The sequence below is a fragment of the Paracoccus caeni genome (assembly GCF_016629665.1).
Taxonomy (GTDB): Bacteria; Pseudomonadota; Alphaproteobacteria; order Rhodobacterales; family Rhodobacteraceae; genus Paracoccus; species Paracoccus caeni.
On record NZ_JAEPRQ010000003.1, the window covers coordinates 390,687 to 416,903 of the forward strand.

The 26,217-nt window shown below is 62.6% G+C and carries 30 protein-coding genes; 20 read left to right on the forward strand and 10 right to left on the reverse strand.

Features of this window, described 5'->3' with window-relative positions; all coding sequences use genetic code 11:
* Positions 1–5: 5 nt before the first annotated feature.
* From JJJ17_RS11395 to JJJ17_RS11410, 4 genes are all read right to left on the reverse strand, one after another.
* Positions 6–338, reverse strand: coding sequence for a DUF2794 domain-containing protein (locus JJJ17_RS11395; RefSeq protein WP_200686771.1), 333 nt, complete (start codon positions 336–338; stop codon positions 6–8).
* 98 nt (positions 339–436) lie between these two features.
* Entirely contained in the window at positions 437–724 is a 288-nt protein-coding gene (locus JJJ17_RS11400) for an I78 family peptidase inhibitor (protein WP_200686462.1), read from the reverse strand.
* A gap of 5 nt (positions 725–729) precedes the next feature.
* Complete coding sequence (locus tag JJJ17_RS11405; protein WP_200686464.1) at positions 730–1,098, reverse strand: hypothetical protein; 369 nt, start codon at positions 1,096–1,098, stop codon at positions 730–732.
* A 127-nt stretch (positions 1,099–1,225) separates the two neighbouring features.
* On the reverse strand, positions 1,226–1,876 hold the full coding sequence (locus JJJ17_RS11410; RefSeq protein WP_200686466.1) for a TetR/AcrR family transcriptional regulator: 651 nt from the start codon (positions 1,874–1,876) through the stop codon (positions 1,226–1,228).
* A gap of 241 nt (positions 1,877–2,117) precedes the next feature.
* On the opposite strand from JJJ17_RS11410, the gene JJJ17_RS11415 reads away from it, so the two are divergent.
* Positions 2,118–3,545 carry a Glu/Leu/Phe/Val family dehydrogenase gene (locus tag JJJ17_RS11415; RefSeq protein ID WP_200686468.1) on the forward strand — a complete coding sequence of 476 codons (1,428 nt, stop codon included), beginning with the start codon at positions 2,118–2,120 and terminating at the stop codon, positions 3,543–3,545.
* Positions 3,546–3,606: 61 nt separating this feature from the next.
* Here JJJ17_RS11415 and JJJ17_RS11420 read toward each other — a convergent pair whose 3' ends face one another.
* A complete protein-coding gene (locus tag JJJ17_RS11420) occupies positions 3,607–4,350 on the reverse strand; it encodes a hypothetical protein (RefSeq protein WP_200686470.1) in 744 nt (247 codons plus the stop codon).
* 1 nt (position 4,351) lies between these two features.
* A complete protein-coding gene (locus JJJ17_RS11425) occupies positions 4,352–5,311 on the reverse strand; it encodes an L-threonylcarbamoyladenylate synthase (protein ID WP_200686472.1) in 960 nt (319 codons plus the stop codon).
* A gap of 114 nt (positions 5,312–5,425) precedes the next feature.
* Here JJJ17_RS11425 and JJJ17_RS11430 point away from each other — a divergent pair, with 114 nt between their 5' ends.
* The 4 genes from JJJ17_RS11430 to JJJ17_RS11445 are packed head-to-tail and all read left to right on the forward strand — an operon-like array spanning position 5,426 to position 9,000.
* Positions 5,426–7,123 (forward strand): acyl-CoA dehydrogenase, encoded by a 1,698-nt coding sequence (locus JJJ17_RS11430; protein ID WP_200686474.1) that lies wholly within the window; start codon positions 5,426–5,428, stop codon positions 7,121–7,123.
* Entirely contained in the window at positions 7,111–8,142 is a 1,032-nt protein-coding gene (locus JJJ17_RS11435) for an MBL fold metallo-hydrolase (protein WP_407673357.1), read from the forward strand. The genes JJJ17_RS11430 and JJJ17_RS11435 overlap by 13 nt, the downstream gene beginning before the upstream one ends.
* Positions 8,143–8,195: 53 nt before the next feature.
* The gene (locus JJJ17_RS11440; RefSeq protein ID WP_200686475.1) at positions 8,196–8,354 is read left to right on the forward strand and encodes an aa3-type cytochrome c oxidase subunit IV; all 159 of its coding nucleotides are present in this window, start codon (positions 8,196–8,198) and stop codon (positions 8,352–8,354) included.
* A 22-nt stretch (positions 8,355–8,376) separates the two neighbouring features.
* Positions 8,377–9,000 carry a hypothetical protein gene (locus tag JJJ17_RS11445; protein ID WP_200686477.1) on the forward strand — a complete coding sequence of 208 codons (624 nt, stop codon included), beginning with the start codon at positions 8,377–8,379 and terminating at the stop codon, positions 8,998–9,000.
* A 208-nt stretch (positions 9,001–9,208) separates the two neighbouring features.
* On the opposite strand, the gene JJJ17_RS11450 is transcribed toward JJJ17_RS11445, so the two are convergent.
* Together JJJ17_RS11450 and JJJ17_RS11455 are read right to left on the reverse strand one after the other, a co-directional pair.
* On the reverse strand, positions 9,209–9,544 hold the full coding sequence (locus JJJ17_RS11450; protein WP_234464038.1) for an AzlD domain-containing protein: 336 nt from the start codon (positions 9,542–9,544) through the stop codon (positions 9,209–9,211).
* Positions 9,541–10,239: an AzlC family ABC transporter permease gene (locus tag JJJ17_RS11455; protein WP_200686777.1), complete on the reverse strand. Its 699-nt coding sequence runs from the start codon at positions 10,237–10,239 to the stop codon at positions 9,541–9,543. The genes JJJ17_RS11450 and JJJ17_RS11455 overlap by 4 nt, the downstream gene beginning before the upstream one ends.
* Positions 10,240–10,395: 156 nt before the next feature.
* Here JJJ17_RS11455 and JJJ17_RS20545 point away from each other — a divergent pair, with 156 nt between their 5' ends.
* Positions 10,396–10,881: a GNAT family N-acetyltransferase gene (locus JJJ17_RS20545; RefSeq protein ID WP_200686478.1), complete on the forward strand. Its 486-nt coding sequence runs from the start codon at positions 10,396–10,398 to the stop codon at positions 10,879–10,881.
* Positions 10,882–11,039: 158 nt separating this feature from the next.
* On the opposite strand, the gene JJJ17_RS11465 is transcribed toward JJJ17_RS20545, so the two are convergent.
* Both JJJ17_RS11465 and greA read right to left on the reverse strand, forming a co-directional pair.
* A complete protein-coding gene (locus tag JJJ17_RS11465) occupies positions 11,040–11,990 on the reverse strand; it encodes a hypothetical protein (RefSeq protein WP_200686480.1) in 951 nt (316 codons plus the stop codon).
* A gap of 2 nt (positions 11,991–11,992) precedes the next feature.
* On the reverse strand, positions 11,993–12,463 hold the full coding sequence (gene greA, locus JJJ17_RS11470) for a transcription elongation factor GreA (RefSeq protein WP_200686481.1): 471 nt from the start codon (positions 12,461–12,463) through the stop codon (positions 11,993–11,995).
* 241 nt (positions 12,464–12,704) lie between these two features.
* Between greA and JJJ17_RS11475 the strand changes: the two genes are divergently transcribed.
* The 14 genes from JJJ17_RS11475 to JJJ17_RS11540 all read left to right on the forward strand — a co-directional run bounded on the left by JJJ17_RS11475 (position 12,705) and on the right by JJJ17_RS11540 (position 26,187).
* On the forward strand, positions 12,705–14,360 hold the full coding sequence (locus tag JJJ17_RS11475) for an electron transfer flavoprotein-ubiquinone oxidoreductase (RefSeq protein WP_200686482.1): 1,656 nt from the start codon (positions 12,705–12,707) through the stop codon (positions 14,358–14,360).
* 79 nt (positions 14,361–14,439) lie between these two features.
* A complete protein-coding gene (locus tag JJJ17_RS11480) occupies positions 14,440–16,317 on the forward strand; it encodes a tetratricopeptide repeat protein (RefSeq protein WP_407673353.1) in 1,878 nt (625 codons plus the stop codon).
* An 18-nt stretch (positions 16,318–16,335) separates the two neighbouring features.
* Complete coding sequence (locus JJJ17_RS11485; RefSeq protein ID WP_200686483.1) at positions 16,336–17,154, forward strand: 4-(cytidine 5'-diphospho)-2-C-methyl-D-erythritol kinase; 819 nt, start codon at positions 16,336–16,338, stop codon at positions 17,152–17,154.
* 27 nt (positions 17,155–17,181) lie between these two features.
* Complete coding sequence (locus tag JJJ17_RS11490; RefSeq protein WP_200686484.1) at positions 17,182–17,916, forward strand: pyridoxine 5'-phosphate synthase; 735 nt, start codon at positions 17,182–17,184, stop codon at positions 17,914–17,916.
* Positions 17,913–18,377 carry a hypothetical protein gene (locus JJJ17_RS11495; protein WP_200686485.1) on the forward strand — a complete coding sequence of 155 codons (465 nt, stop codon included), beginning with the start codon at positions 17,913–17,915 and terminating at the stop codon, positions 18,375–18,377. Before JJJ17_RS11490 ends, JJJ17_RS11495 begins: the two co-directional genes overlap by 4 nt.
* Positions 18,374–18,793, forward strand: coding sequence for a holo-ACP synthase (acpS, locus tag JJJ17_RS11500; RefSeq protein ID WP_200686486.1), 420 nt, complete (start codon positions 18,374–18,376; stop codon positions 18,791–18,793). The genes JJJ17_RS11495 and acpS overlap by 4 nt, the downstream gene beginning before the upstream one ends.
* Before the next feature lie 72 nt (positions 18,794–18,865).
* Positions 18,866–19,690 (forward strand): signal peptidase I, encoded by an 825-nt coding sequence (gene lepB, locus JJJ17_RS11505; protein WP_200686487.1) that lies wholly within the window; start codon positions 18,866–18,868, stop codon positions 19,688–19,690.
* A gap of 19 nt (positions 19,691–19,709) precedes the next feature.
* The gene (gene lepB / locus JJJ17_RS11510) at positions 19,710–20,711 is read left to right on the forward strand and encodes a signal peptidase I (RefSeq protein WP_325168803.1); all 1,002 of its coding nucleotides are present in this window, start codon (positions 19,710–19,712) and stop codon (positions 20,709–20,711) included.
* Positions 20,708–21,397: a ribonuclease III gene (gene rnc, locus JJJ17_RS11515; protein ID WP_200686491.1), complete on the forward strand. Its 690-nt coding sequence runs from the start codon at positions 20,708–20,710 to the stop codon at positions 21,395–21,397. Before lepB (JJJ17_RS11510) ends, rnc begins: the two co-directional genes overlap by 4 nt.
* On the forward strand, positions 21,394–22,311 hold the full coding sequence (gene era / locus JJJ17_RS11520; RefSeq protein WP_200686493.1) for a GTPase Era: 918 nt from the start codon (positions 21,394–21,396) through the stop codon (positions 22,309–22,311). Before rnc ends, era begins: the two co-directional genes overlap by 4 nt.
* Complete coding sequence (locus tag JJJ17_RS11525; protein ID WP_200686781.1) at positions 22,304–22,639, forward strand: DUF1491 family protein; 336 nt, start codon at positions 22,304–22,306, stop codon at positions 22,637–22,639. Before era ends, JJJ17_RS11525 begins: the two co-directional genes overlap by 8 nt.
* A gap of 100 nt (positions 22,640–22,739) precedes the next feature.
* Positions 22,740–23,882, forward strand: a complete 1,143-nt coding sequence (locus JJJ17_RS11530) for an MFS transporter (protein WP_200686495.1) — start codon at positions 22,740–22,742, stop codon at positions 23,880–23,882.
* Between the two features lie 100 nt (positions 23,883–23,982).
* Positions 23,983–24,918, forward strand: coding sequence for an EamA family transporter RarD (gene rarD, locus JJJ17_RS11535; RefSeq protein WP_200686497.1), 936 nt, complete (start codon positions 23,983–23,985; stop codon positions 24,916–24,918).
* 126 nt (positions 24,919–25,044) lie between these two features.
* Positions 25,045–26,187, forward strand: coding sequence for a Hint domain-containing protein (locus JJJ17_RS11540; RefSeq protein ID WP_200686499.1), 1,143 nt, complete (start codon positions 25,045–25,047; stop codon positions 26,185–26,187).
* Positions 26,188–26,217: the final 30 nt, after the last annotated feature.

Below are 26,217 nucleotides of genomic sequence, written 5' to 3' on the forward strand. Positions count from 1 at the left end.
CCGGCTTACTCGATCGAGCGGATCAGTTTCTTCTCCAGCACGCGTAGCACCTGTTGCAGGTCATGGCCGCGTTTCAGCACCCGGCCATCCATGCCGATCACTGCATATGCCCCCTGTGCGGCGCGCTGTTTCGGGCGTTTTTCAATGCGATATAGCGGATGCTCGGCAGCGCGGCGGAAGACGCTGAAAACCGCGACCTCTCGCAGGAAGGACATCGCGTAATCCCGCCATTCGCCGGCTGCGACGAAACGGCCATAGACCGACAGGATCATGCCCAGTTCATGCCGGTCGAAGACCACGCGGTCGGGGTCGGCGTGAAAAGGCGGCAATGCACTCATCATGAAAGAATGGTTACACCGCCATGACGGCAAAGCAACGCGAAAAAGGCGGCACCCGAAGATGCCGCCTTTTCATGCCGTTTCACGAGGCGATGTGCCTAGTAGCAGCTGACTTTCTCGATCCGCCCGCTTTCGCCATATTCGATGTTCAGCCGGTCAGGCCGGAAATCGGCCGTCACTGCATCGTTCGGCCCGATCTGGCGGGTGCCGATGGGGAAATTCATCTGCGCCAGAACATCGCGCGGCTGCCCGACCAATCCCTGATAGGACGAGGCCTTGCATTCGTCGTTCGAAGGCTCGGTCGTGACGTCATCGGCAGGAACCGGCTCACAGGCGGCAAGCGTCAGTGCGGCGACCGGAGCGATAAGAAGGGGCAAAAGGCGCATGGCGATTATCCGCAATCAATGTTGGTGATGACACCCGAGGAATCCAGCCGGAACACGATGCGGTTCGGGTTGTAATCCTGCGGCTCGATCCCGCGATATTCGACGACACGGTAATCTTTGGTGATGCCCAGTGTCGGGATGACGCTGCCCGGCTGCGAGATGCTGCTGGAATAGTTCTTCGCACCGCACAGATCCGGCGTGCGTTCCTGCAGCCCCGAAATTCCCGTCGTCGGGGGCGGGGAGGAAATCACCGGCTCGACGACCGGCGCGGGCATGGGGGCGGCGGGCATCTGGGCCTGCCGCGGGGCGGGCATACACCCGGCCAGAACGGCTGTGGCGGCAAGCGCGGGCAGAAGAAACTTGATCTGGGTCATATGATTACCGGTCATCCCTCGGGCGGACTGCTTCGTTGCAGGTTCTTGTCACGCTTATATGTCGATCAAACCTGCTTGAGAAGCCAAGCGCGCGTCACGATTGCATCATTCCGCGCGCCTGCGGTGTTCATCTGGCCGCCGCCAGCCTGCCGCCAGAGCCAAGACTTGGCGCATAGGCGCGCAGGAAGACGCGAGAGGCGGCCTCGGCGATGCGGTTGACGTCATCTTCGGTTGTCGAACTTCGCTTGCTCAGCAATGCGGTGTCGTGGATCGATGCCCCCGCCATCCGTATCAGCAGATCCGCCGCCATCGATGTGTCGGGGATGTCCAACTGCCCGGCCTGCACCCAGTGATCCAGATAGCCGCGCACCCGGTCGTGCAGAAGGCCCTGCAAGACCGTCTGAAACCCGTTTGCAATCGTAGAGAAGCGAACCGTCTCGGCCACATGGACGCGATAAAGGCGGACGTTCTGCGGCTCGACCAGCCAAACGGCGATCTGGCGGGCGATTTCATGCACGCCGTCATGGGCGTCCATATGCGACGGGATCTCGACCGGCGAGGTCGAGGACAGTTTCTGCAAGGCGATCGACAGCGCTTCCTCGAACATCAGCTTCTTGTCGGGGAAATAGCTGTAGAGCGTCGCCTTGGAGACGGTCGCTGCCTGGGCGATATCATCGACACTGGCGGCTGCATAACCGTCGCGCAGAAAGATCTCTGTCGCACCGGCAATCACCTGGTCGAATTTGCGGCCATAGCTAATCTTTTGTTTCTTGGTCATAAATGGCCCTCACGTCAAAAGCGCAAACTTCTTTTCTCGGTAAAACAATGCTGAAACCGCTTGTTCGGTTTCCACCTTTCCGAGAGTCGGCGGGGAAGCGCGCAGTGCGGCGGCATGTTAGCGCTGCATCACATGATTGCCTGAAAACTGGTCAATCGATTATGGCGTCGTCATGCCGCTTTGGTCTAGCCTTCCCCCAGAAGGCTCACGAATCGCATTATTTTTTGGGAGGGGGATGGCGATGTCTGTTCAGTTGATGTCTTTCCGCGACTCGGTCGAACGCATGTTCACCCACGCTGCCGGCCTGATGGAACTGGCGCCGGGACTGGAAGAAAAAATCCGCGTTTGCAATTCCACCTATACCGTTCGTTTCGGGGTCCGGCTGCGCGGTCAGATCCACACTTTTACCGGCTACCGATCCGTCCATTCCGAACATATGGAGCCGGTCAAGGGCGGTATCCGCTATTCGCTCGACGTGACCCAGGACGAAGTTGAAGCGCTGGCGGCGCTGATGACCTATAAATGCGCGCTGGTCGAAGTTCCGTTCGGCGGGTCCAAAGGCGGCCTCTGCATCGATCCCCGCGCGTGGGAGCCGAGCGAGCTTGAATCCGTCACCCGCCGCTTCACCTATGAACTGTCCCGCCGCAACCTGATCTCGCCCAGCCAGAACGTCCCGGCCCCCGACATGGGCACCGGCGAGCGTGAAATGGCTTGGATGGCCGACGCCTACAAACGCCTGCATCCCGACGACATCAACGCCAAGGCCTGCGTCACCGGCAAGCCGCGAACCGCAGGCGGCATCGATGGCCGTGTCGAGGCGACCGGGCGCGGCGTGCAATATGCCCTGCGCGAGGTATTCCGCCATCCCGACATCCTGAAGCGGACCGGGCTGACGGGCACCTTGGCCGGGAAGCGGGTGATCGTGCAAGGTCTGGGGAATGTGGGCTATCACGCCGCGAAGTTCCTTTCGACCGAAGATGCCGCGCTGGTCATCACGGTGATCGAGCGTGACGGCGCGATCACCAATCCGCAGGGCATCAATATCGACGCACTGCGCGGCCATATTCAGGCAACGGGCGGCATCAAGGGCTTTTCGGGCGGCGAATATCGCAAGAATGGTCTGCAGGCGCTGGAGGATGAATGCGACATCCTGATCCCGGCGGCGGTTGAAAGCGTCATCAACATCGACAATGCCGACCGTATCAAGTGCAACCTGATCATCGAGGCTGCGAACGGTCCCGTCACCGCCGATGCCGATGAAATCCTGAAGAACAAGGGCGTGGTCATCGTGCCCGACATGTATGCCAACGCCGGCGGTGTGACGGTTTCCTATTTCGAATGGGTGAAGAACCTGTCGCAGATCAGCCTTGGCCGACTTGAGCGTCGCCACGAAGAAGCCAAAGCCCGGATGCTGGTCGAAGAACTTGAGCGACTGTCGGCCGATACCGGGCTGAACTGGACCCTGTCCAAGGGCTTCAAAGAGGCGTTCCTGACCGGCGCGGATGAGCTGGAACTGGTCCGCTCGGGCCTTGACGACACCATGCGCGAGGCGTTCGGCAAGATGAAAGAGGTCTGGGACAACAACAACAAGGTCCACGATCTGCGGACGGCGGCCTATGTGGTGGCGATCCGGCGAATTTCGAACGTTTACGGCTCTCTGGGCCTCTGACGCGCGGTCACGACCAAATCGACGCCCCCGTTCCGGCGGGGGCGTTTTTGCGTTCCGGGTCTCAGATCTCGAAATGAATGTGATCGTCGTGACGCGCGGCCCAGCAGCCCTGAAACCTGAACTTGCCTGACACGACGCCCAGCCTGTCCCGCAAATGCGGCTCTAAAAACACTTTCGAGACGCGCGGATCGCGGGCAAGCCAGCGCAGCGCATCCCGCATCCTTGACTGATCCAGCTTGTGTTCAGGAAACAGCGGTTGCAGCCATGCCAGATCCCAACGCAGGCTGAACCTGCGGCGCGGGCAGTCGGAGCGCCCTTCTTCGAAAGCGAAATAGCCGATGGGCGACCGCACCAGCCCCGGCTGATACTGGCCGTCGCTATCCTGATAGAAAAACGCCAGATCCAGCTTGCGCCCATCGTCATGCGACAGATGCGGGATTAGCGGAAAGCCGGTGACGAAGGGAAAATTGCCGTCGAGAACCAGCGTGACCGTCCCCGGACGGGCGCGGTCCAGATCGCGGGCAAGGTCGGTCACGGTCTCTGCCAGCGGCGGGGTGACATAGTTGCGGTTCGTCAGGCAGTAGAACCACGACTGCATCCGCAAGGGACCATCGCCGCCACACTGCATCGCCACCCGCCCAAAGGCCGGCGCGGCGATCTGTGCGGCCAGCATCAGGCACAGATAAATCCCGGCAAAAGCCAGAAACCGCCGCCGGAACCACAGGCTCAAGAGCCAGGCGATACCGCCGATCTGCGTCAAAATGGTTAGCAGCGCGACAATCAGAAAATGCAGAACGATGCGCAATTCAGCCGTTGTTCCTTGGCGCCGCCGCCCGCCGCAGCCGGTCGTTGATGGCGGTGCCCAGACCGTGATCCGGTACCGGATCGACCGCAATCGGCAGCCCTTCACGATCAGCACGGCGCAGCATGTCGAACAGGTTCGCCGCCGCCTCGGTCAGATCGCCATGGGGCGACAGGCTGAACGCGCCGGGCCTGCCGAAGGTGATATGCGTCTCACCCTCCCTCATATCCGGCGCATTGATCCGCAGCGCCGCATTCGGGGCGTAATGGCTGGTCATCTGGCCGGGCGAACTGGGCGAGAAGTCATCGCTTCCGGCCTTCCGCGCCAGCTTGCGGCCAAGCGCCTCTTCCAGCGCTTCGGCAGGCAACCCGCCCGGACGCAGCAAAACCGGGCGATCCCCGTTCCAGCCGATAATCGTCGATTCGACGCCGACCGGACTGGCACCCGCATCCAGCACCGCCGCGATCCGGCCATCCAGACCGCCATCGGGGTCAAGCACATGATCCGGCGAGGTCGGGCTGATCCGCCCCGAAGCGTTGGCCGAGGGCGCGGCCAGCGGCCCGCCGAACCGGCGCAACAATTCCTGCGCCACATCGCTGGCCGGAACCCTGATCGCAATCGTTTCATGCCCCGCTGTCACCAGCGAGGCGATACCCGCATCCGGTCGCAACGGCAGAACCATTGTCAGCGCGCCCGGCCAGAACGCCTGTGCCAGCGCCACCGCTTCGTCCGAAAACACCGCGATCCGCCGGGCTGCGGTCAGATTGGGCAGATGGACGATCAGCGGGTTGAACGAGGGTCGCCCCTTGGCTTCGTAGATCCGCGCGACAGCCTCGCCATTGCGCGCATCGCCTGCCAATCCATAGACCGTCTCGGTCGGGATCGCGACGACCGCGCCCGAGGCAAGCAGGTCGGCTGCACGGGCGATTCCGTCGCCATCGGGCTTAAGTCTTTCAGTCCGCATTTGTGACGCCGGGTTTCGGTTGAGCCTTGCCGCCAGCATCCTACAATGCCAGCAGCAATCAATCTGATAGTCGCGGTGTGGCTTTTTGCCAAGGCGCGGAGGGGAGACAGACAGATGAGCTACAAGGCACCCGTTGACCAGATCCGCTTCATCCTCGATCACGTCGTCGCATTCTCTGACGTCGCCGCGACCGAACGCTATGCCGAGGCGACGCCCGACACCGTCGGCGCGATCCTGTCGGAAGCGGGCAAGATGTGCAGCAATGTCCTTGCCCCTCTGAACCGCAATGGCGACGAAACGCCCGCGCGGCTGGAAAACGGCAAGCTGCGCTCTTCCCCTGGCTATGCCGATGGTTTTCAGGCGATTGCGGAAGGCGGCTGGATCGGGCTGGCCTCGAACCCCGAATATGGTGGCATGGGTCTGCCGCAGGCACTGAACATGTCGGTGGCCGAGATGATGGCAGGGGCCTGTCTGGCGCTGCAACTGAACCCGCTGCTGACGCAGGGTCAGATCGAGGCGCTGGAGCATCACGCCAGTGACGAGATGAAGGCGCTCTATCTGCCGAAGCTGATCAGCGGCGAATGGTCCGGTACGATGAACCTGACCGAGCCGGGGGCGGGCAGCGATGTCGGCGCGCTGACCACCAAGGCCACCCGCAACGACGACGGCACTTATACGATCACCGGCCAGAAGATTTTCATCACCTGGGGCGACAGTGATGTGACCGAAAATGTCTGCCACGCGGTTCTGGCGCGCCTGCCCGATGGCGGCAAGGGAACCAAGGGCATCAGTCTGTTCATGGTGCCGAAATTCCTGCCCGACGATGCTGGCAATCCCGGCGTCGCGAACAGCCTGAAGGTGGTCAGCCTTGAAGAAAAGCTGGGCATCCATGGCAGCCCCACCTGCGTCATGAGCTTCGACGGCGCGACCGGCTGGCTGATCGGGCACGAGCATAAAGGCATGGCCGCCATGTTCACCATGATGAACGCGGCGCGGCTGGGCGTTGGCATTCAGGGCGTCGGCGTGGCCGAAGCGGCGCTGCAGCAGGCCGTGGCTTACGCGACCGAGCGGAACCAGATGGGGCCGATCATCCGCCACCCCGATGTGCGCCGGATGCTGGCGACTGCCCGGGCCGAGGTCTTTGCCGCCCGCGCCATCTGCCTTGCCTGTGCTGCCGCGCTGGATCTGGAACGGGCGACGGGCGATGCCGAACATGCGGCGCGCGCGGCGTTTCTGACGCCGATCGCCAAGGCTTACGGCACCGATGTCGGCTGGCGCGTCGCCGATACCAATGTGCAGGTCCATGGCGGCATGGGCTATGTCGAGGAAACCGGCGCCGCCCAATATCTGCGCGATGTCCGCATCACCCAGATCTACGAGGGCACGAACGGCATTCAGGCGATGGACCTTGTCGGCCGCAAGCTGTCCGATGGCGGCGATGCGGCGATGCGCCTGCTGGACGAAATCCTCGACACCGCGAAATCGGCCCAATCCGCGCTGCCGGAACTGGCGAACCAGTTGTGGCAGGCCGCCGAGACTCTGCGCGAGGCGACGCTGGCCATGCTGGAGCGCGATCTGCCAGAGCGTTTTGCCGGGGCGGTGCCGTTCCTGACTGCCTATGCCCGGCTGCTGGGCGGGGCCTATCATCTGCGTGCGGCGCAAGCGGGCGGGGCGGATCATCTGGCACTGGCACGGGTGTTCATGGCCCGCGTCCTGCCGCGCTACGCCGCCGATCTGGTCGAAGCGCAGGCCGGGCTTGCCGATCTGACAGGCATCGATGATGCGGTTCTGGCCGGCGAATTCGCGTCGTGATCCACGCGCCGATCCCCATGCCCCCGGCCGAGGGCGAGGCGATCACCGTCGCCCCCGGTATCCTCTGGATGCGGCTGTCGCTGCCGATGGCGCTGGATCACGTCAATGTTTATGCGCTTGAGGAAGACGACGGCTGGACCCTGATCGACACCGGCTTCGACAGTAAACACGCCCGCGCCACATGGCAGGCCTTGCGTGACGGCCCGCTTGGCGGTCGCCCGATCCGTCGGGTCATCGGCACGCATCACCACCCCGACCATATCGGCCTTGCTGGCTGGTTCATGGCGACCGATGGCGCGGAACTGATGATGAGCCGCACCGCTTGGCTGACCGCCCGCATGCTGGTTCTGGATCAAGAGCCGCGCCCGACGCCGGAAACCATCGCCTTCTGGCGGCACGCCGGTATGCCCGAAGAGATGGTGGCGAAACGTGCCGCCGAACGCCCGTTCAACTTCGCCGATATGGTCCACCCGCTGCCGCTGGGCTTTCACCGCCTGACAGATGGCGCCAAGATCACCTTTGGTCGCCGCAGCTGGAAAGTGGTGATGGGCCACGGCCACGCCCCCTGCCATGCGACCTTCTGGTCGCAGGACGACGATCTGGTCATCGGCGGGGACCAGCTTCTGCCCTCGATCTCGCCCAATCTCGGCGTCTATGCCAGCGAGCCCGATGCCGATCCGGTCGCCGAATGGCTGGAAAGCTGTGGCGTGATGGCCGATCTGGCCGAGCCGCGCCATTTTGTCCTGCCCGGCCACAAACTGCCTTATACCGGCCTGCCGACCCGGCTGCGGCAGTTGATCGACAACCATCACGGCGCGCTGGACCGCCTGCATGACGCCCTGCGCCAAGGCCCCAGAACCGCGGTCGGCTGCTTCGACATCCTGTTCAAGCGCCGCATCGGCGACAGCGAATTCGGCCTCGCCTTGGTCGAGGCGGTGGCGCATATCAATTATCTGCGCCACCGGGGGATGATACGACAAACGGGTAACACCGGGCCTGCGGCGTTGTGGGGGACGTGACAGGGCCCGCGCTTTCGGCTATCCCGAAATCGCAGACCGACAGGAGATGACGCATGGCCTCGAACTCGCATCACGAAGTGACCGACTACAAACCGGGCGAAATGGATATTACCGAGCATCAGAAGACATTTGCCGGGTTCATCAAAGCCTGTATCTGGGTCTCGACCCTGTCCATCTTGGCGCTGATCTTCATGGCGCTGGTCAATTCCTGATCGCTGACGGACCTTTGCAAAGATGAAAAGACGCGTCTTTCTGGCGGCCTCGTTGCCCGCCCTTCTGGCTGCCTGCGGCGCCGACAATATCTGGGCCAGCGATGAGGCGGTCCGCGCCGCGCGCTTCACCTCGAACGAGCAGCCCTCGATCACGCTTTTCACCGTGATCGGCATCCCGCGTGGCGAAGGCGGTCATTCTGCGCTGATGATCAATGGCAGCCAGCGGGTGATCTACGATCCGGCCGGAAGCTGGAACCACCCGCGTATCCCGGAACGCCATGACGTGCTTTACGGGATCACCGACAATTTCAAGAATTTCTACATCGATTACCACGCCCGCAGCACCTATTGGGTGGCCGAGGATACGGTCTTCGTCAGCCGCGAGGTTGCCGATCTGGCGATCCGCCGGGCCGAGGCGAACGGCGCTGCGAACAAAAGCTTCTGCGCGGTCGAGACTGGCACGGTCCTGAAAGGCGTTCCGGGCTTCGAAGGCTCGCCCACCGGCTTCTCGCCGACGAAGCTGCGCAACTGGTTCCTGACCCTGCCGAATGTGCAGTCGAAGCGTCATCAGGACGGCGATCCGGCCAATAACCACGACGTGCTGATCCGTCAAAAAGACGGCCGGATGACGGGTTACAACCAGTAAAAGCCATCGCCTGAAGTTAAGCACCCGCCCGGAATCAAGTCGCCTTCAGGCGACGCCGGGCATTGCCCGACCGCCCCCAGGGCGGGCAATTCGGTGATGTTCCGCACCACAGAGATGCCCGACGGGGTTGCACGATAAAGTGCCCAGAACGACCGTCGCATTGCCCACCCGCGGTCGGGCAATGCCCTTCGCTCTTAACAGCGCCTTCTCAGATCAAATACAACAACCCGAAGAGCGTGCATCCCCCGGCAAGAATCGCCCAGATTACGCTCTTGGTCAGTACCCCCACGCCAAGTGTCGCCGCCGCTGCGGCCAGCCGTGCCACATCAGGCTCTCCCCCGGTCGCCTGCGGCCACATGACCAGCGGCGCGACCAGCGCAGGCAGCACCGCAACCGGCGTATAGCGCAGCATCCGCAGCACCCATGCAGGCATTGGACGATTGCCAAGCGCGCCAAGGAAAGACCAGCGAATCAGATAGGTGCCGATGCCCAGCAGCACGATGATGATCCAGATCGTCAGATCGGACATGCCCGGCGCGTTCATGTGACCTGCCCCTGCTTCTCGGCCCACATCTCGACCATCGCCCCCGCCGCCATGCCCAGCGGCGCAGCGACCAGCAGGCCCAGCCCCGAGGGCAATCCGGCAAAGATCAGTGCCGCGACGATCGCCACGAAACAGGCGGCCATATGCGCAGGCGTCCGCAGCATCGGCGCGATCATGGCGATGAAGGTGATCGGCATCGCGAAATCCAGCGCAATATCATCCGGGATCGCCTTGCCGATGGTCGCCCCCAGCCACGAACAGATCATCCATGGCACGCACAGGGCGACAGCGGTTCCGCTGAAATAGGCAACCCTTTGCGCCATGCTCAGCCGCGGATGACGCTCGTAATGCTGGATCGACAGCGCATAGGATTGATCGATCAGCGCATAGGCGACCCAGGCCCGCTGCCCCGGCTTGGCCTTTCCAAGCCATGGCACCAGCGAGGCCGAATACATCGCCATCCGCAGATTCACCGCAAGGCTCGACAACAGCACGATCACCGCCGAGGCATGATCGCTGATCAACTGCACCGCCGTGAACTGCGAGGCGCCCGCCAGAACCAGAACCGAAAAGCCCATGACCTGCGCAATATCCAGCCCCGCCTCGGTCGCGACGACGCCGAACAGCATCGCGAAAGGCAGGATCACGATCATGAAGGGCAGCGACTGCACCATGCCATGCCAGAAGGCTTGCATCGGCGTGCGCGCCAATGCGCGGACAGAGGCCGGATCATTGGCAATCGATTGCTGCGCGGCTGGTCTGGGCTCTGGCTGCGGGGACATGGGCTTTCGCTCGGGCTGATTTCGCGCCACCTTGCTGGCACGACCACCCGGCAGAGGCAAGACCGCGACGTGCAGATCAGATCCCCGATCCCCGAGGAACACCGCGACGCGGCGGCTCTGCTTTGGTGGCAGAGCTTCGGCACCGGGTTACGGCGACGCACGCCGCCCGAAATCCGGCCCGCCCACGGCATCGCCGCCATCGACAGACAGGGCACGCTGGCAGGTGTCATGGGTCTGCGCGACGATCAGGGCGGCTTTCTGGTCGCCCGTCCCTCGATCATCGGGTTGCTTTACCGTCCGGCACCGCCGACCTCGGATCTGGTGGTGGACGGGATCGTCTCGGCCCGCCCGCGTCAGGGGGCAGGGCGGGCGATGATGACCGAAGGGCTGGACCGCGCCCGCGCCGCAGGCCGCCCCGGTCTTCGGGTCGAGGTGCAGGCCAGCAACCGCACCGCCATCGCCTTCTATGCCTCACTTGGCTTTGTCGAGATCGCGCGTGGTGGTTATGGCTGGCCGTGGACCGGCCCGGTGATGGTCATGCGCCGCGCCGCCTGATCCGCGCAACGCACGCAAGCGGTGTACAGGCTGTGCACGCCCTGTGCATCTGCGGTGCACGGCTTGTGCCGCCAAAACCCCAGCATTTGCTGGCTCGCGGCGACATACCGTTTCTTCGTTGCATAAATACCGATTGCAACGTCCGCAGGCGTTGCGCCTCAGTCGAACATTCCGGCGACCCGACCCAAAAGCATGAAGGCGCGGGTCGAACGGGTATCTGCCAACGCGCCGATCTGATCCTCATCCAGTTGCGAAATCAGCCGGGTCAGGGCGACGTCATACTGCCGCAGAAAGTGATGCGCGCTATCGCGGAAAATCTCGTCCCCGCGCATCATATGTCCGGCGATTTCCAGCGCGATCTCGTCCCGAACCCCACCGATTCCACTAATCGAACTGCCCCGCACGCCATCCGCAAACCGCAGCCAAAGCGAGGCGGGCGCAGGCTCGGGTTGCAGATCGTCCATATAGACATCCTGCGCGGCAAGCAGTGTGACCACATCCTGCGCGGCACGCAGTACACGGGAATATTGTGGGTCTTTCAACGCCATACGCAGCGCCGAGATGGCCGCATGATCGTCAGGCCCGTCAGGGAAATTCAGCGCCGTCACCATCCTCTCAGGCGGCACGGAAACCGCTTCCGGCCCGTCGAAGCTCATCGCCGTCTGCCGCCCGTCAACGGGTCGCGCCGGGCGAAGTGGGGCAGCTGGTGCAGGCACGGGCGCCGGTTTCGGCGCTGGCGGTGCGGCGCGGAACGCAGGTTCCGGCGGCAGATCGGCATCGCGCATATCCTGCACCGGACGGGCAGGCGGCGGCGTGCCCCGGGTTGCCGCCATCTCGCGCATCTGGGTCAGGCGATAGCGCAGATCATCGGCCTCAGCCCGCAGCGCGGCAATCGCCCGCGCCAGCCCGACCGCCAGCCAGATCAGCACCAGCGGCAGGATCATCCCGACGATCATGACCAGCCGCGCCACCCCTCCGCTGCCCTCGCCCGAGCCGCCGAACAGCCAGAAAAGGAGCAGCAGAACCAGCCACAAAAGGCTCAGCACGGCGCCAATGGCAGAGGCTGCGTCAGCCTGAACGAAGGATGCGATGCGTTGCGACAGCGACATGGTTACTCGAAACGGATCGCGAGGATCTCGTAGCTGCGCTGACCGCCGGGCGTGGTCACCTCGACGCTGTCACCCGCGTCCTTGCCGATCAAGGCGCGCGCAAGCGGCGAGCGGATGTTCAGCAAGCCGCGTTCGATATCCGCCTCGGGCTCGCCGACGATCTGGTAGGTCCGCTCTTCCTCGGTATCCTCGTCGATCAGATCGACGGTTGCGCCGAACTTGACCGAGCCGGACAGCTTCTTCGGATCGATCACCTCGGACCGCGACAGGATCGATTCCAGCTCCTTGATGCGACCCTCGATGAAGCCCTGCTTTTCGCGGGCAGCATGATATTCGGCGTTCTCGGAAAGGTCGCCATGCTCACGCGCCTCGGCGATGGCGCGGATGATGGCGGGCCGCTCCTTCGATTTCAACTCGTTCAACTCGCGTTCAAGCGAGTCGAACCCGCTGCGCGTCATCGGTATCTTGTCCATCGCTGCCCTGTCCTTCCGGGTCTGCGGGTTGTCGTGCAGGTGCTAATCGAACGCCCCCGCCATTCGGAATGACAGGGGCGCGATCTATGTCCTGACGCAACGTGACCCCAAAATCTTGCGCTTTGCAAGCCCGCCGCGTCGGTTTGCAGCAGTTTTCAGCCGCTAACAACTTTGCGTCACAATTGCCCTGCGGATAAACGCGGGTTAGGTCTGCTATAGCTAGAGAGGGAGTTATCAAGCCATGTCCGACGCCGACGCAATCGAACGTGAGTCGATGGAGTATGACGTCGTGATCGTGGGTGGCGGGCCGTCCGGCCTGTCTGCAGCGATCCGGCTGAAGCAGATCGATCCCGAACTGCAGGTGGTGGTTCTGGAAAAAGGTTCCGAGATCGGGGCGCATATCCTGTCCGGCGCGGTGCTGGACCCGTCTGGGCTGAACCGTCTGATCCCCGACTGGAAGGAAAAGGGCGCGCCCCTGAACACCGAAGTCGTCGATGACAATTTTTATGTGCTGGGCGAGGCTGGTCAGGTCCGCGTGCCGAACTGGCCGATGCCGCCGCTGATGAACAACCACGGCAATTACATCGTCAGCATGGGCAATGTGTGCCGCTGGCTGGCCGAACAGGCTGAAGAGCTGGGCGTCGAGATTTTCCCCGGCATGGCCGCCAGCCAGCTTGTCTGGGAGGGTGACCGCGTCAAAGGCGTCGTCGCCGGTGTGATGGGACTGGAAGCCGACGGCACGCCCGGCCCGAACTATGAACCGGGGATGGAGCTTCATGGCAAATATGTCTTCATCGCCGAAGGCGTCCGGGGCAGCCTTGCGAAAGAGATCATTGCCAAGCTGAACCTGTCCGAAGGCCACGAGCCGCAGAAATTCGGCCTTGGCATGAAGGAAATCTGGGAGGTGAAGCCCGAGAAGTTCCAGAAAGGCCGCGTGGTGCACACGATGGGCTGGCCGCTGGGCAGCAATGCAGGTGGCGGTAGCTTCATCTATCATTTCGAGAATAATCAGGTGCTGGTCGGCTTCGTCGTCCACCTGAACTACAAGAATCCGTATCTTTATCCCTACATGGAATTCCAGCGCTTCAAGCATCACCCGATGGTGGCCGAGCTTCTGGAAGGCGGCAAACGCGTGGCTTACGGCGCCCGGGCGATCAGCGAGGGCGGCTGGCAGTCGATCCCCGAGCTTTCGTTCAATGGCGGGCTGCTGCTGGGCTGCTCGGCCGGGTTGGTGAACGTGCCGCGGATCAAGGGCAACCACAACGCCATGCTTTCGGGCATCGAGGCGGCGGAAGCGGCGGCGGCGGCGATTGCGGCGGGCCGTGAAGGTGATCGGCTGGAGGATTACGACAAGGCCGTCCGCTCGGGCGAGATCGCCAAAGATTTGAAGAAGGTCCGCAATGTGAAGCCGATCTGGTCGAAGCTGGGCCTGTGGCCGTCGCTGGCGCTTGGTGGCTTTGACATGTGGGTGGCGAACCTGACCGGCTGGAACCCGCTGGGCACCTGGAAGCATGGCAAGAACGACGCACAGGCGACCGGCAAAGCCGCCGATTTCAAGCCGATCGACTATCCGCGCCCCGATGGAAAGCTGTCTTTCGACCGGCTGACCAACGTCGCCTTCAGCTTTACCAACCATGAGGAAAGCCAGCCCTGCCACCTGAAGCTGAAAGATCCCAGCATTCCGATTGCGGTCAACTTGCCGGAATTTGCGGAACCGGCGCAGCGCTATTGCCCGGCGGGGGTCTATGAGGTGCTGGAAACGCCCGAGGGGGCGAAGTTCCAGATCAACTTCCAGAACTGCGTCCACTGCAAGACCTGCGACATCAAAGACCCGTCGCAGAACATCAACTGGACCACGCCGCAGGGTGGTGACGGGCCGAATTACCCGAATATGTGATAACTGCGGGCAGGCGATGCGATTGCCTGCCCTGTCTCGGAAAGATAGGGTCCGGGAAACGCATTTGTGATTATCCGGGATGGATGCCGTGACCTTGACCCGCCCGAACCTGGCCTTGCTGGTTGCCCTGATGATGGGTGCGGCCCTGCCTCTGCCCGCTCAAGACCGCCCCGAGCCGCGTCCGCAGCAGTTGCAGGGCGGCTCCGAATCCTCGCCCGAAATGGCCGAGGCGGAAGAGGAAGCCGAACCCGAATCGCCGCCCGCGCCGCTGACCTTTGGTCTGGCCGGACCCTATCTGGCCGCCCGCATGGCGGCAGTGGAAAACAATTTCACCGCAGCCGCGCGGTATTTCGTGCAGGCCGTCGCCCATGATCCGCAGGACCGCTATTTGCAGGACAGCGCACTGGTTGCGCTGATCTCGGCCGGAGAGGTCAACCGGGCGGTGCAGTTGGCGAACCAGATTGCGGCTCAGGGTGAGCCGACGGAATTGTCGCAGTTGGTTCTTCGGTCAGAGCTGGTGCATGAGGGCAATTGGGAAGGCCTGATCGCCTCGATCGATGAGACCGGGACGGGCGAGGGCGCGGAAACGCAGCTTCTGGAAGGCATGATGCGCGCCTGGGCGCTGATGGGCGCCGGCCGCGCGCAAGAAGCGCTGGATGAATTCGAGCGTCTGGTGAAGCTGCCGGGTGTCGCGCCGGTGGTGCAATATCATCTGGCGTTGGCGCGGGCGATGGTCGGCGACTACGAAGGGGCCGAGGCGCTGCTGTCAAATTCGGCAATCGGCTCGCATCTGCTGGGCTTCACCGCCCGTGCCGAGATTCTGGCCCAGCTAGAGCGTCGGGACGAAGCGATTGCGATGATCGACTCCGTTCAGGGTGTCGAGGCCGAGCCGCAATTGCTGGCCCTGCGCGCGAAGCTGGAATCGGATGAGCCGATCCCGTTCGACGTGGTCAAGACGCCTGCGGACGGGATCGCGCAGGTCTTCCTGACGCTGGCCTCGGCCCTTGCGAACAGCCCGGATCCCGAACCTTTGGCGCTGATCCACGCGCGTCTTGCGGTGTGGCTGTCGCCCGACACCGCCGAGATCCGGCTGATGATGGCGCAGCTTCTGCAGGACCGTCAGCAATTCGATCTGGCCGAGCCGGAATTTGACGCGCTGCGTCGCATGGGCCAGATGCGCCCGATTGCCGAACTGTCGCGGATCGACGCACTCAGCCGGGCAGATCGCGCGGATGAGGCCGAAAAGGCCGCGCTGTCGTTGACCGCCGCCTATCCCGATTTGCCGCAGGCATGGATCGCGCAAGGCGATCTTCTGCGCCAGCAAGAGAAATTCGCGCAGGCTGTCCCCGCCTATGACAAGGCGCTGACGCTGCTGAAGGACGCCCCGCCCGAGGCGAGCTGGTTCCCGCTTTATGCGCGCGGGATCGCGCTGGAACGATCGGGTCAGTTTGACCGGGCCGAGGAAGATCTTCTGGCGGCAATCGAACTGCGCCCGGATCAGGCGAGCTTGCTGAACTATCTGGGTTATAGCTGGATCGACCGGAGCGAGAACCTCGATCAGGCGCTGGAAATGATCAAGAAGGCGGCAGAGCTGTCGCCGGGCGATGGTTATATCCTCGATTCGCTGGCTTGGGCCTATTACCGGCTGGGCCGCTATGAAGAGGCGGTCGCACCGATGGAGCAGGCGATTGGCACGATGTCGCAAGACCCGTTGGTGAACGACCATCTGGGCGACATCTACTGGAAAGTCGGACGTCATCGCGAGGCCGAGATTCAGTGGAAACGCGCCCTGTCGTTGGAGCCGACTGATTCCGGCGATGTCGATCCCGACCGGATTCGGGCAAAGCTGGACCGGGGTCTGGACGCGATTCTTGCGGAAGAGACCGCGAAGGGTCAGCCCCATGGCACTGCCCATGCCAGCACGCCCGCAAGTCAGGCCGAGGCGTCGAACGATTAAGGCAGCACTGCGCCAACCATGATCGAAGCCGCGCGCGCCAAGCTGAACCTTGCCCTGCATGTCACGGGCCGCCGCGCCGACGGCTATCATCTGCTGGATTCGCTGGTCGCGTTTGCGGCTTATGGCGACGAATTGCGGCTTGAGCCCGGTCCGTTGTCGCTGCGCATCGAAGGGCCATTCGCCGAAGGGCTGGCTGCCGATCCCGACAATCTGTGTCTCCGCGCCGCCCGTCTGGTCGGGGGGGAGGCCGCGATCACGCTGACCAAGAACCTGCCGGTTGCTTCGGGCATCGGCGGCGGCTCCGCCGATGCGGCGGCGGTGCTGCGCGGATTGGAACGGATGGGACATTCGCTTCCCGAGAACCCGGAAAAGCTGGGCGCGGATGTGCCTGTCTGCCTGCTTTCGGCCCCCGCGCGGATGGAAGGGGTGGGCGAGATCGTGACCCCGCTGCCGCCGTTGCCGTCCTTGCCGTTGGTGCTGGTCAATCCGGGCGTGGCGGTCTCGACCCCGCAGATTTTCGCGGCGATGGAGCGGCGGGACAATCCGGTCCTGCCCCCGATCCCGCGGTTCGATTATCTTGATGCGCTGACCGGGTGGCTTCGCCTGACCCGCAACGATCTGGAAGCGCCCGCCCGCGCCGTCTGTCCCGCCATCGACGAGGTATTGGCGGCGCTTGGCTCGACCGGGGCGGCGTTTGCGCGGATGTCGGGGTCGGGGGCGACCTGTTTCGGGCTTTATGACAGCGCAGGCAAAGCTGCGACTGCCGCGAAGATGTTGAAACAGCATGGCTGGTGGGCAGTGGCAACGGAACTGGCACAGCCGCCAGCCGCAGGCTAGATTACCCCGGAGCAAGCGGAGGAAGCCATGCTGCGACTGGGCGTCAATATCGATCACATCGCGACCGTTCGTAACGCGCGTGGCACGCCTTGGCCCGATCCGCTGCGCGCCGCCATGCTGGCCGAGGCGGCGGGTGCCGACGGTATCACCGCCCATCTGCGCGAGGATCGCCGCCATATTCGCGACACCGATATCGACGCGCTGATGGCCGAACTGCGCCTGCCGCTGAACCTTGAAATGGCCGCGACGCCCGAGATGCAGGCCATCGCACTGCGCCACCGGCCCCATGCAGTCTGTGTGGTCCCCGAAAAGCGCGAGGAGCGCACGACCGAGGGGGGGCTGGACGTTGCCGGGAACGAGGGTTTTCTGCGTGACTTCATTGCGCCTTTGCGTGAAGCGGGTTGCCGGGTGTCCATGTTCATCGGTCATGAACCCGCGCAGATCGAAGCCTCGGCCCGGATCGGCGCGGCGGTGGTGGAACTGCATACCGGCGCCTATTGCGATCTGGGGATCGAGGGGCGGCTGGCGGAACGCGACGCCGAACTTGCCGGGTTGATCAAGGGCGCGGAACTGGCCGCGTCGCTTGGGCTAGAGGTTCATGCGGGCCACGGGCTGACTTATGAGAATGTCGGCCCGATTGCCGCGATTCCGCAATTGGCGGAACTGAATATCGGCCATTTCCTGATGGGCGAGGCGATGTTCGTCGGGCTGGCCGAGGCGGTGTGCGAAATGCGCCGCAAGATGGACGAGGCGCGCGCATGAAACGCCTTGCCGCCGCCCTTGCGCTGATCCTTGCGACCCCCGCAGCCGCCGATGACTCGTGGAGCGATGCGGGCGTCGTTCCCTGCGATGATCGCGCCTATGCCGATTTCATCGCCGAGCCGTGGGACCAAAATTCCCGCGTCTTTGCCAATGGCGAGGTGCGGGTGGCGCTGATGGATTTCGTCGAACCCGCGGCAGCCGCCTATTACCTGATGATCCTCAGCCCGCCCTATGATGAGATCGGCATGCGTCAATGCCGGTTGGTGGGGATGGCGGGCGACTTTGGCTTCGGCTCGTTAGATTTCGACGCGCTTGAGGCGGGATATGACCCGGCGACCGGGTTGACGCTGACGCTTCCGGCGAAGATGCCGATGCCTGACGGGGGCGATGACGGCTTGTTTCAGCTTGCCGTCCGGCTTGACCAGAAGACGGGAAAGATCGTCACGCAGGGGATGAAATGATCCTCGGCATCGGCACCGACCTTGCGAATATCGAACGGATTCAGGGCACGCTTGAACGTTTTGGTGACCGTTTCCGCAACCGCGTCTTTACCGAAACGGAACTGGCCAAGGCCCGCCGCCGCAAGGACGAGGCCGGGACATTGGCCAAGCGTTGGGCGGCGAAAGAGGCTTGCTCCAAGGCGCTTGGGACCGGGCTTGCCATGGGAATAAGCTGGCGCGACATGTCGGTCAGCAATCTGCGCTCTGGTCAGCCGATAATGCATCTGACCGGCTGGGCCGCGGACCGGCTGAAGTCGATGACGCCCGAGGGGCACGAGGCCACGGTTCATGTCACCCTGACCGACGATCACCCCTGGGCACAGGCTTTTGTGGTGATCGAGGCGCTTCCCGTCGTTGTGAAACCTGCACAATCTTGACTTTGACCCCCTTGGGGGACCATGAACGCGCGAATGCGGATGACAGGCCGCGCAATGCCAAAGGACGACATCATGGCTCAACGCACGGCCCGCAAGAAGGAAGGCATCTGGGAGACGGTCAAGACGGTCTTCTGGGCGCTGATCATCGCAGGGATTTTCCGCACGCTGTTCTTTCAGCCGTTCTGGATTCCGTCGGGCTCGATGAAGGACACGCTGCTGATCGGCGATTTCCTGTTCGTCAACAAGATGGCTTACGGCTATTCGCAATATTCCTGCCCGCTGACCGGCTCGCATATTCCGGGCACCGATATCCGCATCAACCTGTGCCCGTTCAGCGGCCGGATTCTGGCGTCAGAGCCGACGCGCGGCGATGTGGTGGTGTTCCGCCATCCGACCGCGAATGTCGATTTCATCAAGCGCCTGATCGGCATGCCCGGCGACCGCGTGCAGATGCGCGACGGTATCCTCTATCTGAACGGCGAGGCGGTTCCGCAGACGCCAGCGGGGAACTTCAGCGAAATTCAGGAGCCTCAGGGCCCGCAAGGCTCGCTGCCCTGCCGTGGTGTGCCTCAGGGGCAGGAATGTGTTTCCGAGCGTCTGACCGAGGCTTTGCCGGGCGGACCCAGCCATGACATCCTGAACGCCTTCGACAATGGCGACGGCGATAACACCCCCGAATTCACCGTGCCCGAGGGCAATTACTTCTTCCTTGGCGACAACCGCGACAATTCCGCGGATTCGCGTTGGAATCCGGTATTCGACGGTCAGGGCGTCGGCATGGTTCCGGCGGAATACATCATCGGTCGGGCTGACCGGATCATGTTCTCGTCGGCGGGGCGCTCGTTGCTTTATTTCTGGACGTGGCGAGCCGACCGTTTCCTGAAGGCGGTCGATTAAGGACCATGTCGTCTTGAAGGTGCTACAGCTTGCCGGGACCGCGAGCCGCAAGACGGCATGGATCGCGGTTCTTGCCAATCTGGCTTTGGGTTCTGCCGTCATCTGGGCAGGGCCGGAGGTTCGGAACGGCATCCTTGCGGTTCCGATCTTTCCGCTGCTTGGGCTGGCCGCGATCTGGATGTTCGCGACCCTGATCCGCAGGCTGCACGACATCAACCGATCAGGAGCCTGGGCGCTGCTGTGCCTGTTGCCGATCGTCGGCGTGGTTGTTGTCCTGCTGATCCTTTTCTGGCCGCCGACCGCGCAGAAATTCGTGGGCAGCCCGGCGGGACGGGTAGGGGCATGGCTGCTCTTTGCCGCGCTGATGATCATTTGCGTCTTGCGCGTCTTCCATCATCCCTATCAGATTGTTGCCGAAGATATGGCGCCGACCCTGCTGATCGGGGATTATGTGGTGGTGACCCCTGTGCTTCGCGCGCCGGGACGGGGCGAGGTGGTGCTGATCCGGCAGAATGGCCGTGGCGATGGTCTGCTGAAGCGGATCATCGGTATGCCCGGCGACAGGGTGCAGATGCGCGGCGGGCGTCTTTGGCTGAACGGGGAAGAGGTTGCGATGATGCCTTCGGGTGACTTCGTCCAGATCAAGAAACAATATGGCCCGATGGGAAATATCCCTCGCTGCGCCAATGATCCCGTGCCCGAGGGCGGTGACTGTGTCACGCCCCGGAATATCGAGGAACTGCCTGACGGCCGTTCATATGCTGTCCTGAACCTTGCCGATGGCACCATGCTGGATGACAGTGCCGAGATCACGCTGGCCGGGGATGAATATTACCTGCTGGGCGACAACCGCGACAATTCGGCAGATTCCCGATTGCCGGTTGAGGCGGGCGGGCTTGGCGTCGTCCGTCGTGACGAAATCCGGGGCCGCGCCCGTTGGGTGCTGGTTTCGGCGACAGGCTGGTCGCCCGCTGAATTCTGGACTTGGCGCAAGGGCCGCTTTTTCGAGGCGGTTCAGTGAAGCCCGGCGCCGACATCCGCGCCTTCATGGAGCGGCTGGGCCATGATTTCGGCCACCCGGAACTTCTGATCCGGGCATTGACCCATGGCTCGATCGCCTCATCCACGCGGCCCGATAATCAACGGCTGGAATTTCTGGGTGACCGTGTGCTTGGGCTGGTCATGGCAGAGGCGCTGTTCAAGGCCGACCGCGCCGCCAATGAGGGCCAGCTTGCGCCGCGTTTCAATTCGCTGGTCCGGGGCGAAACCTGCGCCGCCGTCGCGCGCGAGGTGGGGCTGGGCGAGGTGTTGAAGCTGGGCCGGTCCGAGATGCTGTCGGGCGGTCGCCGCAAGGATGCGCTTCTGGCCGACGCGATGGAGGCGGTTTTGGCCGCGATCTACCTTGATGCCGGGTTCAAGGCGGCGGAAGCGGTGATCCTGCGGCTCTGGGCCTCGCGACTGGCAAGCATCGAGGATGACCCCCGCGACGCCAAGACCGCGCTTCAGGAATGGGCGCAGGCGCATGGGATGCCGCCACCGACCTACGAACAGACCGACCGCAGCGGCCCCGACCATGCGCCGGTTTTTCATATCACCGTCCGCCTCAGCGATGGCCGTATGGCCGACGCCAAGGGCGCGGGCACGAAACGCAGTATTGAACAGGAAGCCGCGCAGACGCTGATGTCGCGGCTGGAGAACGGCACATGACCGAAACAGAAACCCGCGCCGGATTTGTGGCGCTGATCGGCGAACCGAATGCCGGCAAATCGACGCTGCTGAACCGTATGGTCGGCGCCAAGGTCAGCATCGTGACCCACAAGGTCCAGACCACCCGCGCCCGGATTCGCGGCATCGCCATCGAAGGCCAAAGCCAGATCGTCTTTGTCGATACGCCCGGCATCTTTCGTCCGCGCCGCAGGCTGGACCGCTCGATGGTCGCTGCCGCCTGGGGCGGGGCGTCCGATGCCGATATCATCCTGCTGCTGATCGAGGCGCATCGCGGCCTGACCGATGGCGGCAAGGCGATCATTGAATCGCTGAAGGCGCTGGACAGCAGGACGCCGGTGGCGCTGATCATCAACAAGATCGACCGGGTGAAGGCCGAGGTTTTGCTGGCCTTGTCGCAAAAGCTGAACGAAACCTATCCCTTTGCCCAGACCTTCATGATCTCGGCCGAGAAAGGCTATGGCTGCGACGATCTGGCGACCTGGCTTGCGGCAGAGGTTCCGGCGGGTCCGTGGCTTTACCCCGAAGACCAGATCGCCGATCTGCCGATGCGGATGATCGCTGCCGAGATTACCCGCGAAAAGCTGACTCTGCGGTTGCACGAGGAAATCCCCTACCAGCTTACGGTCGAAACCGAAGCGTGGGAGGAGAAGAAGGACGGCTCGGCCCGCGTCGATCAGATCGTCTATGTCGCCCGTCCCGGCCACAAGGGGATCGTGCTGGGCAAGGGGGGCGAGACGATCAAGGCGGTCGGTCAAGCCGCCCGTGCCGAGCTGGAAGAATTCATGGGCCGCCGCATCCACCTGTTCCTGCAAGTGAAGGTCCGCGAAAACTGGCTGGACGAGGCAGAACGCTATAACGAAATGGGCCTTGATTTCCGCGACGGCGATGGCTGAGGCGCGGCTGGCAGCGGGCATCTGGGTCAGCGCCTATCTGGCCCGGCTGGGTGCGGCCAATATCCCCGCCTATGTCGCAGCCCACGGCGACGACACGGCGGGCGCGGTGCTGGTGAAATGCGCGCGGCTGGACGGCACCGCGCAGCTTTACGCCCGCGAATGGGATTTCGAGACCGACACCCGCCCTTGGCAGATCACCGCAAACGGTCCCGAGCGCGAGGTGGACGAGGCGATCCGCCGTCAGCGTGGATTTGACCCCGATCTGTGGGTGATCGAGATCGAAAGCCGCGAGGGCCGGACGCTTCTGGACGAGGACGGGCTGGCCTGACCTTCGCCCGGACGCAACCGGCCTGATCTGAAGCGGGCCGATGAAAGGCGCTTGCAAAGGCCGATTTCGTGCTGCTTCAGTGGCGCGCGGGGGGCAGATCATGGCGTTTTATGCGTTTTATTTCACGCTTTATGCGCAGATCGCGATCGGCATCACCTTCATACCCATGTGGCTGCGGGCGCAGGGCCTGAGTGAAACCGATATAGGAACCTGTTTGGCCTTGGCCGCATTCGTCGCGGTCATCATCAATCCGGTCGTGGGATTGATCGCCGACCGCACGCACCAAAACAAGGCGATCCTGACCGGGCTTGTTTTGTGCGCCACGGTCTCGGTCCTTGTGCTGGGCGCAAGCAGCGGGCCGCTTTGGGTTGCGGTCGTCTTTCTTGTTTACCGTTCTATCGTCTCTCCGCTGGTGCCTCTGGCTGAATCGATCCTGATCGCCAACCTGTCCGCCTACAGGCTGAGCTTTGGGACGGTGCGGGCTTGGGGTTCGGCATCGGTCGTCGTGACCACCCTGCTTTGCGGCTTTCTGGTCGACTGGTCGGATACAGGCGCGATCCTTTACCTGCTGATCGTGATCCTGCTGGCGCAGATCGGGACATCGACCGGGCTTCCGTCGCGGGCGGGGGGAATTCGGCCCGCCATCACGACCGCCTCGATCCTGCGCGCCCTGCGCAATCGAGGCTTTCTTTTACTACTGGGAAGCGCGGCAATTTCACAGGCCTGCCACGGGGTTTTCTACGCCTACAGCACCTTCCGCTGGCTGGAGGCCGGGCATTCGACGTCGGCCATTGGCATCTTCTGGGGCATAGGCGTCAGTGCCGAGATTGTCGCCTTCGCGTGCGGTGGACGTATCACCGCCCGTCTTTCGCCCGGCAAGATCATCGCTATCGCCTGCTGCGCTGGCGTTTTGCGGTGGGGAATCTTCGGTCTGTCTGCAGAGCTGATGCCGACGCTTTTTGTCCAAATCCTGCAAGGGGCGACGCTTGGGCTGACCCAGATCGGCGTCGCTGCCTATCTACAGCGGAATATCGCGCCCCAGTTTCTATCAAGCGCTTCGGGAACCTATTGGGCGTTTTCAGGGCTGGCTGCCGCTGTGGCAATTTTCGTCGGCGCGCGCCTTTACCCGATCAGCAGCAGCCACGTCTTTCTGTTCTCGGCCCTGCTTTGTGGGTTTGCCACAATCGTCGCCTCGATGCTGACGAGGTATGAAAGAGGTCATAGTCATGGCAAAGCGGCGTAGCGGCGACACCGTCGCCATTGGATCAGTCCTATGTGTCGCTGCACCTGTAAAGAGCATGACATATCTGGCGCTGCCGTAATTTGCAGCATATGCAATCTCTATGAGCGACTCTCCAAACCAGAACGTCGATTCGCCGCGTGGTTTCACCTACGCGTTCGCGGCCTATTTTCTGTGGGGTTTTCTGCCGATCTATATGAAGGCGCTGTCGCATATCCCTCCGACTGAGGTGATCGCGCATCGGGTCATCTGGTCCCTGCCCATCGCAGCCGCCGTATTGATTTGGCAAAAGCGTACCGGTGAGGTGCTGACCGCTTTGCGCAATCCGCGTCTGTTGGGAATGGCCGCGCTGACGGCGGCGCTGATCTCGGTCAACTGGCTGGTCTATGTCTGGGCGGTCGGCAATGGTCACGCGCTGGATGCAGCACTTGGCTATTACATCAACCCGCTGTTCAGCGTTCTGCTGGGCGCGCTGCTTCTGGGCGAGAAACTGGGCCGTATCCAGTGGATCGCGATTGCATTGGCGGCTGCTGCGGTGGTGGTGCTGACAGTCAATAATGGCCGCCTGCCGCTGGTCGCCGTTGCGCTGACGCTGTCTTGGGGCTTCTATGCCTATTGCAAGAAAAGCCTGCCGCTTGGCCCTAATCAGGGCTTCACGCTTGAGGTGCTGCTGCTGCTGCCGCTTGCAGTCCTGTATCTGCTTTGGATTTGGGTAGGCGAGGGCAGGCTGTTCGGCACCGGCACTCGCTTTGACGTGCTGATGCTGATCGGCTGCGGTCTGGTGACGGCGGTGCCGCTTCTGTTCTATGCCAATGGCGCGAAACTGCTTCGGCTTTCGACCATCGGCATCATGCAATACATCGCGCCGACGCTGATTTTCCTGTGTGCGGTCGTCCTTTTCAAAGAGCCGTTCGGCCGCGCTGAATGGATTGCTTTCCCGATGATCTGGGCGTCGCTGGCGATATATTCGGCGTCACTTCTGCATGAAGCGGGGGCAAGGCGCCGGAAAAAGTCTGATTTGACGCGGCGTATGCAGTAATTACAGCCACCAAAACATACAAATAGGTAAAACTACTGATTTACCGAAAATCCGCAAAGTATTAGCGATGCCAAATTAACCTTGGTTAATATTTGTGTGTTTTGTATGTTTTGCGAGTGATCGAAAATGGCGACGACCTGGAATGCAATCTATTTAGGCCAAGTCTCCACGTCCCTAGACCCGTCTGAAGGCAGCCTGCTTTTAGGTCCAAATTATGTCGCAGAAAATGCTGCGAATGCTGCGTTTGTCGGTCGGACCTTTGGCAGTGCAGCGAACCCTCTCAATCAGAATATTGTTTCGGTCGAGGCCGTGGATAACTTCGGCCCGCTTGTTCAGGGTCAACCCGCGCTCAATCAAAGCGATCGCGATGGGGTAGATCAGATACGTGTGGACCTGAACGGCGACGGGATACGCGAAACATACAATTTCGACGCGACGGTGACTTACAATTCTCGGGTCACCTTCGAAGATGGAACCACAGCCACCCTTATCCTGCCGGTTTTCCAGACATCGAACGGGCATCTCTTTCTTGCACCGGGGCTAAGCGACGCAACAAACAGCATCCTGACCAGCAAGGCGATCACTTCAATCCGGTTCAATTCAGTCGGATCTGACACATTCGGCGGCCTAGCAACGAACCGGCCGGTGATCGACTTTATCTGCTTTGCGGCAGGCACACAGATCCGAACCGTCAACGGCGAAATGAAGGTCGAAGATTTGCTACCTGGCGATCTTGTCGTCACAGCCGATCATGGGCCGCTGCCGATCCGCTGGATCGGGCAGGCCGAGATCGATCTGCAGGCGAACCCGAAACTGCGGCCGATCCGTATTCGCGCCGGAGCACTTGGTCAGGGCATGCCCGAAGCCGATCTTATCGTCTCGCCTCAGCACCGCGTCCTTGTCCGTTCAAAGATCGCCCAGCGGATGTTTGGAACGGATGAGGTGCTGGTGGCGGCGAAACAACTGCTGGAACTGGACGGGATCGATCTGGCCGAAGACCTCGACAAGATCACCTATGTCCACTTCCTTTTCGATCAGCATCAGGTCGTCTGGTCGAACGGCGCACTCACGGAATCGCTGTTCACCGGAGCCGAGGCACTCAAGAGCGTCGGTCCAGTCGCGCGTGAGGAGATTTTCTCGATCTTCCCCGAACTGCGCGATCAGGACGGCAACACGACGCGCGCACCGGTGCGACCGCTGATCGGCGGACGACAGGCCCGTCAGATGGCCAGCCGCCACGCCGGAAACGGCAAAAGACTGGTTGGCTGACTTCAGGCGGCCTGCAGTTGGAAAGCTCCT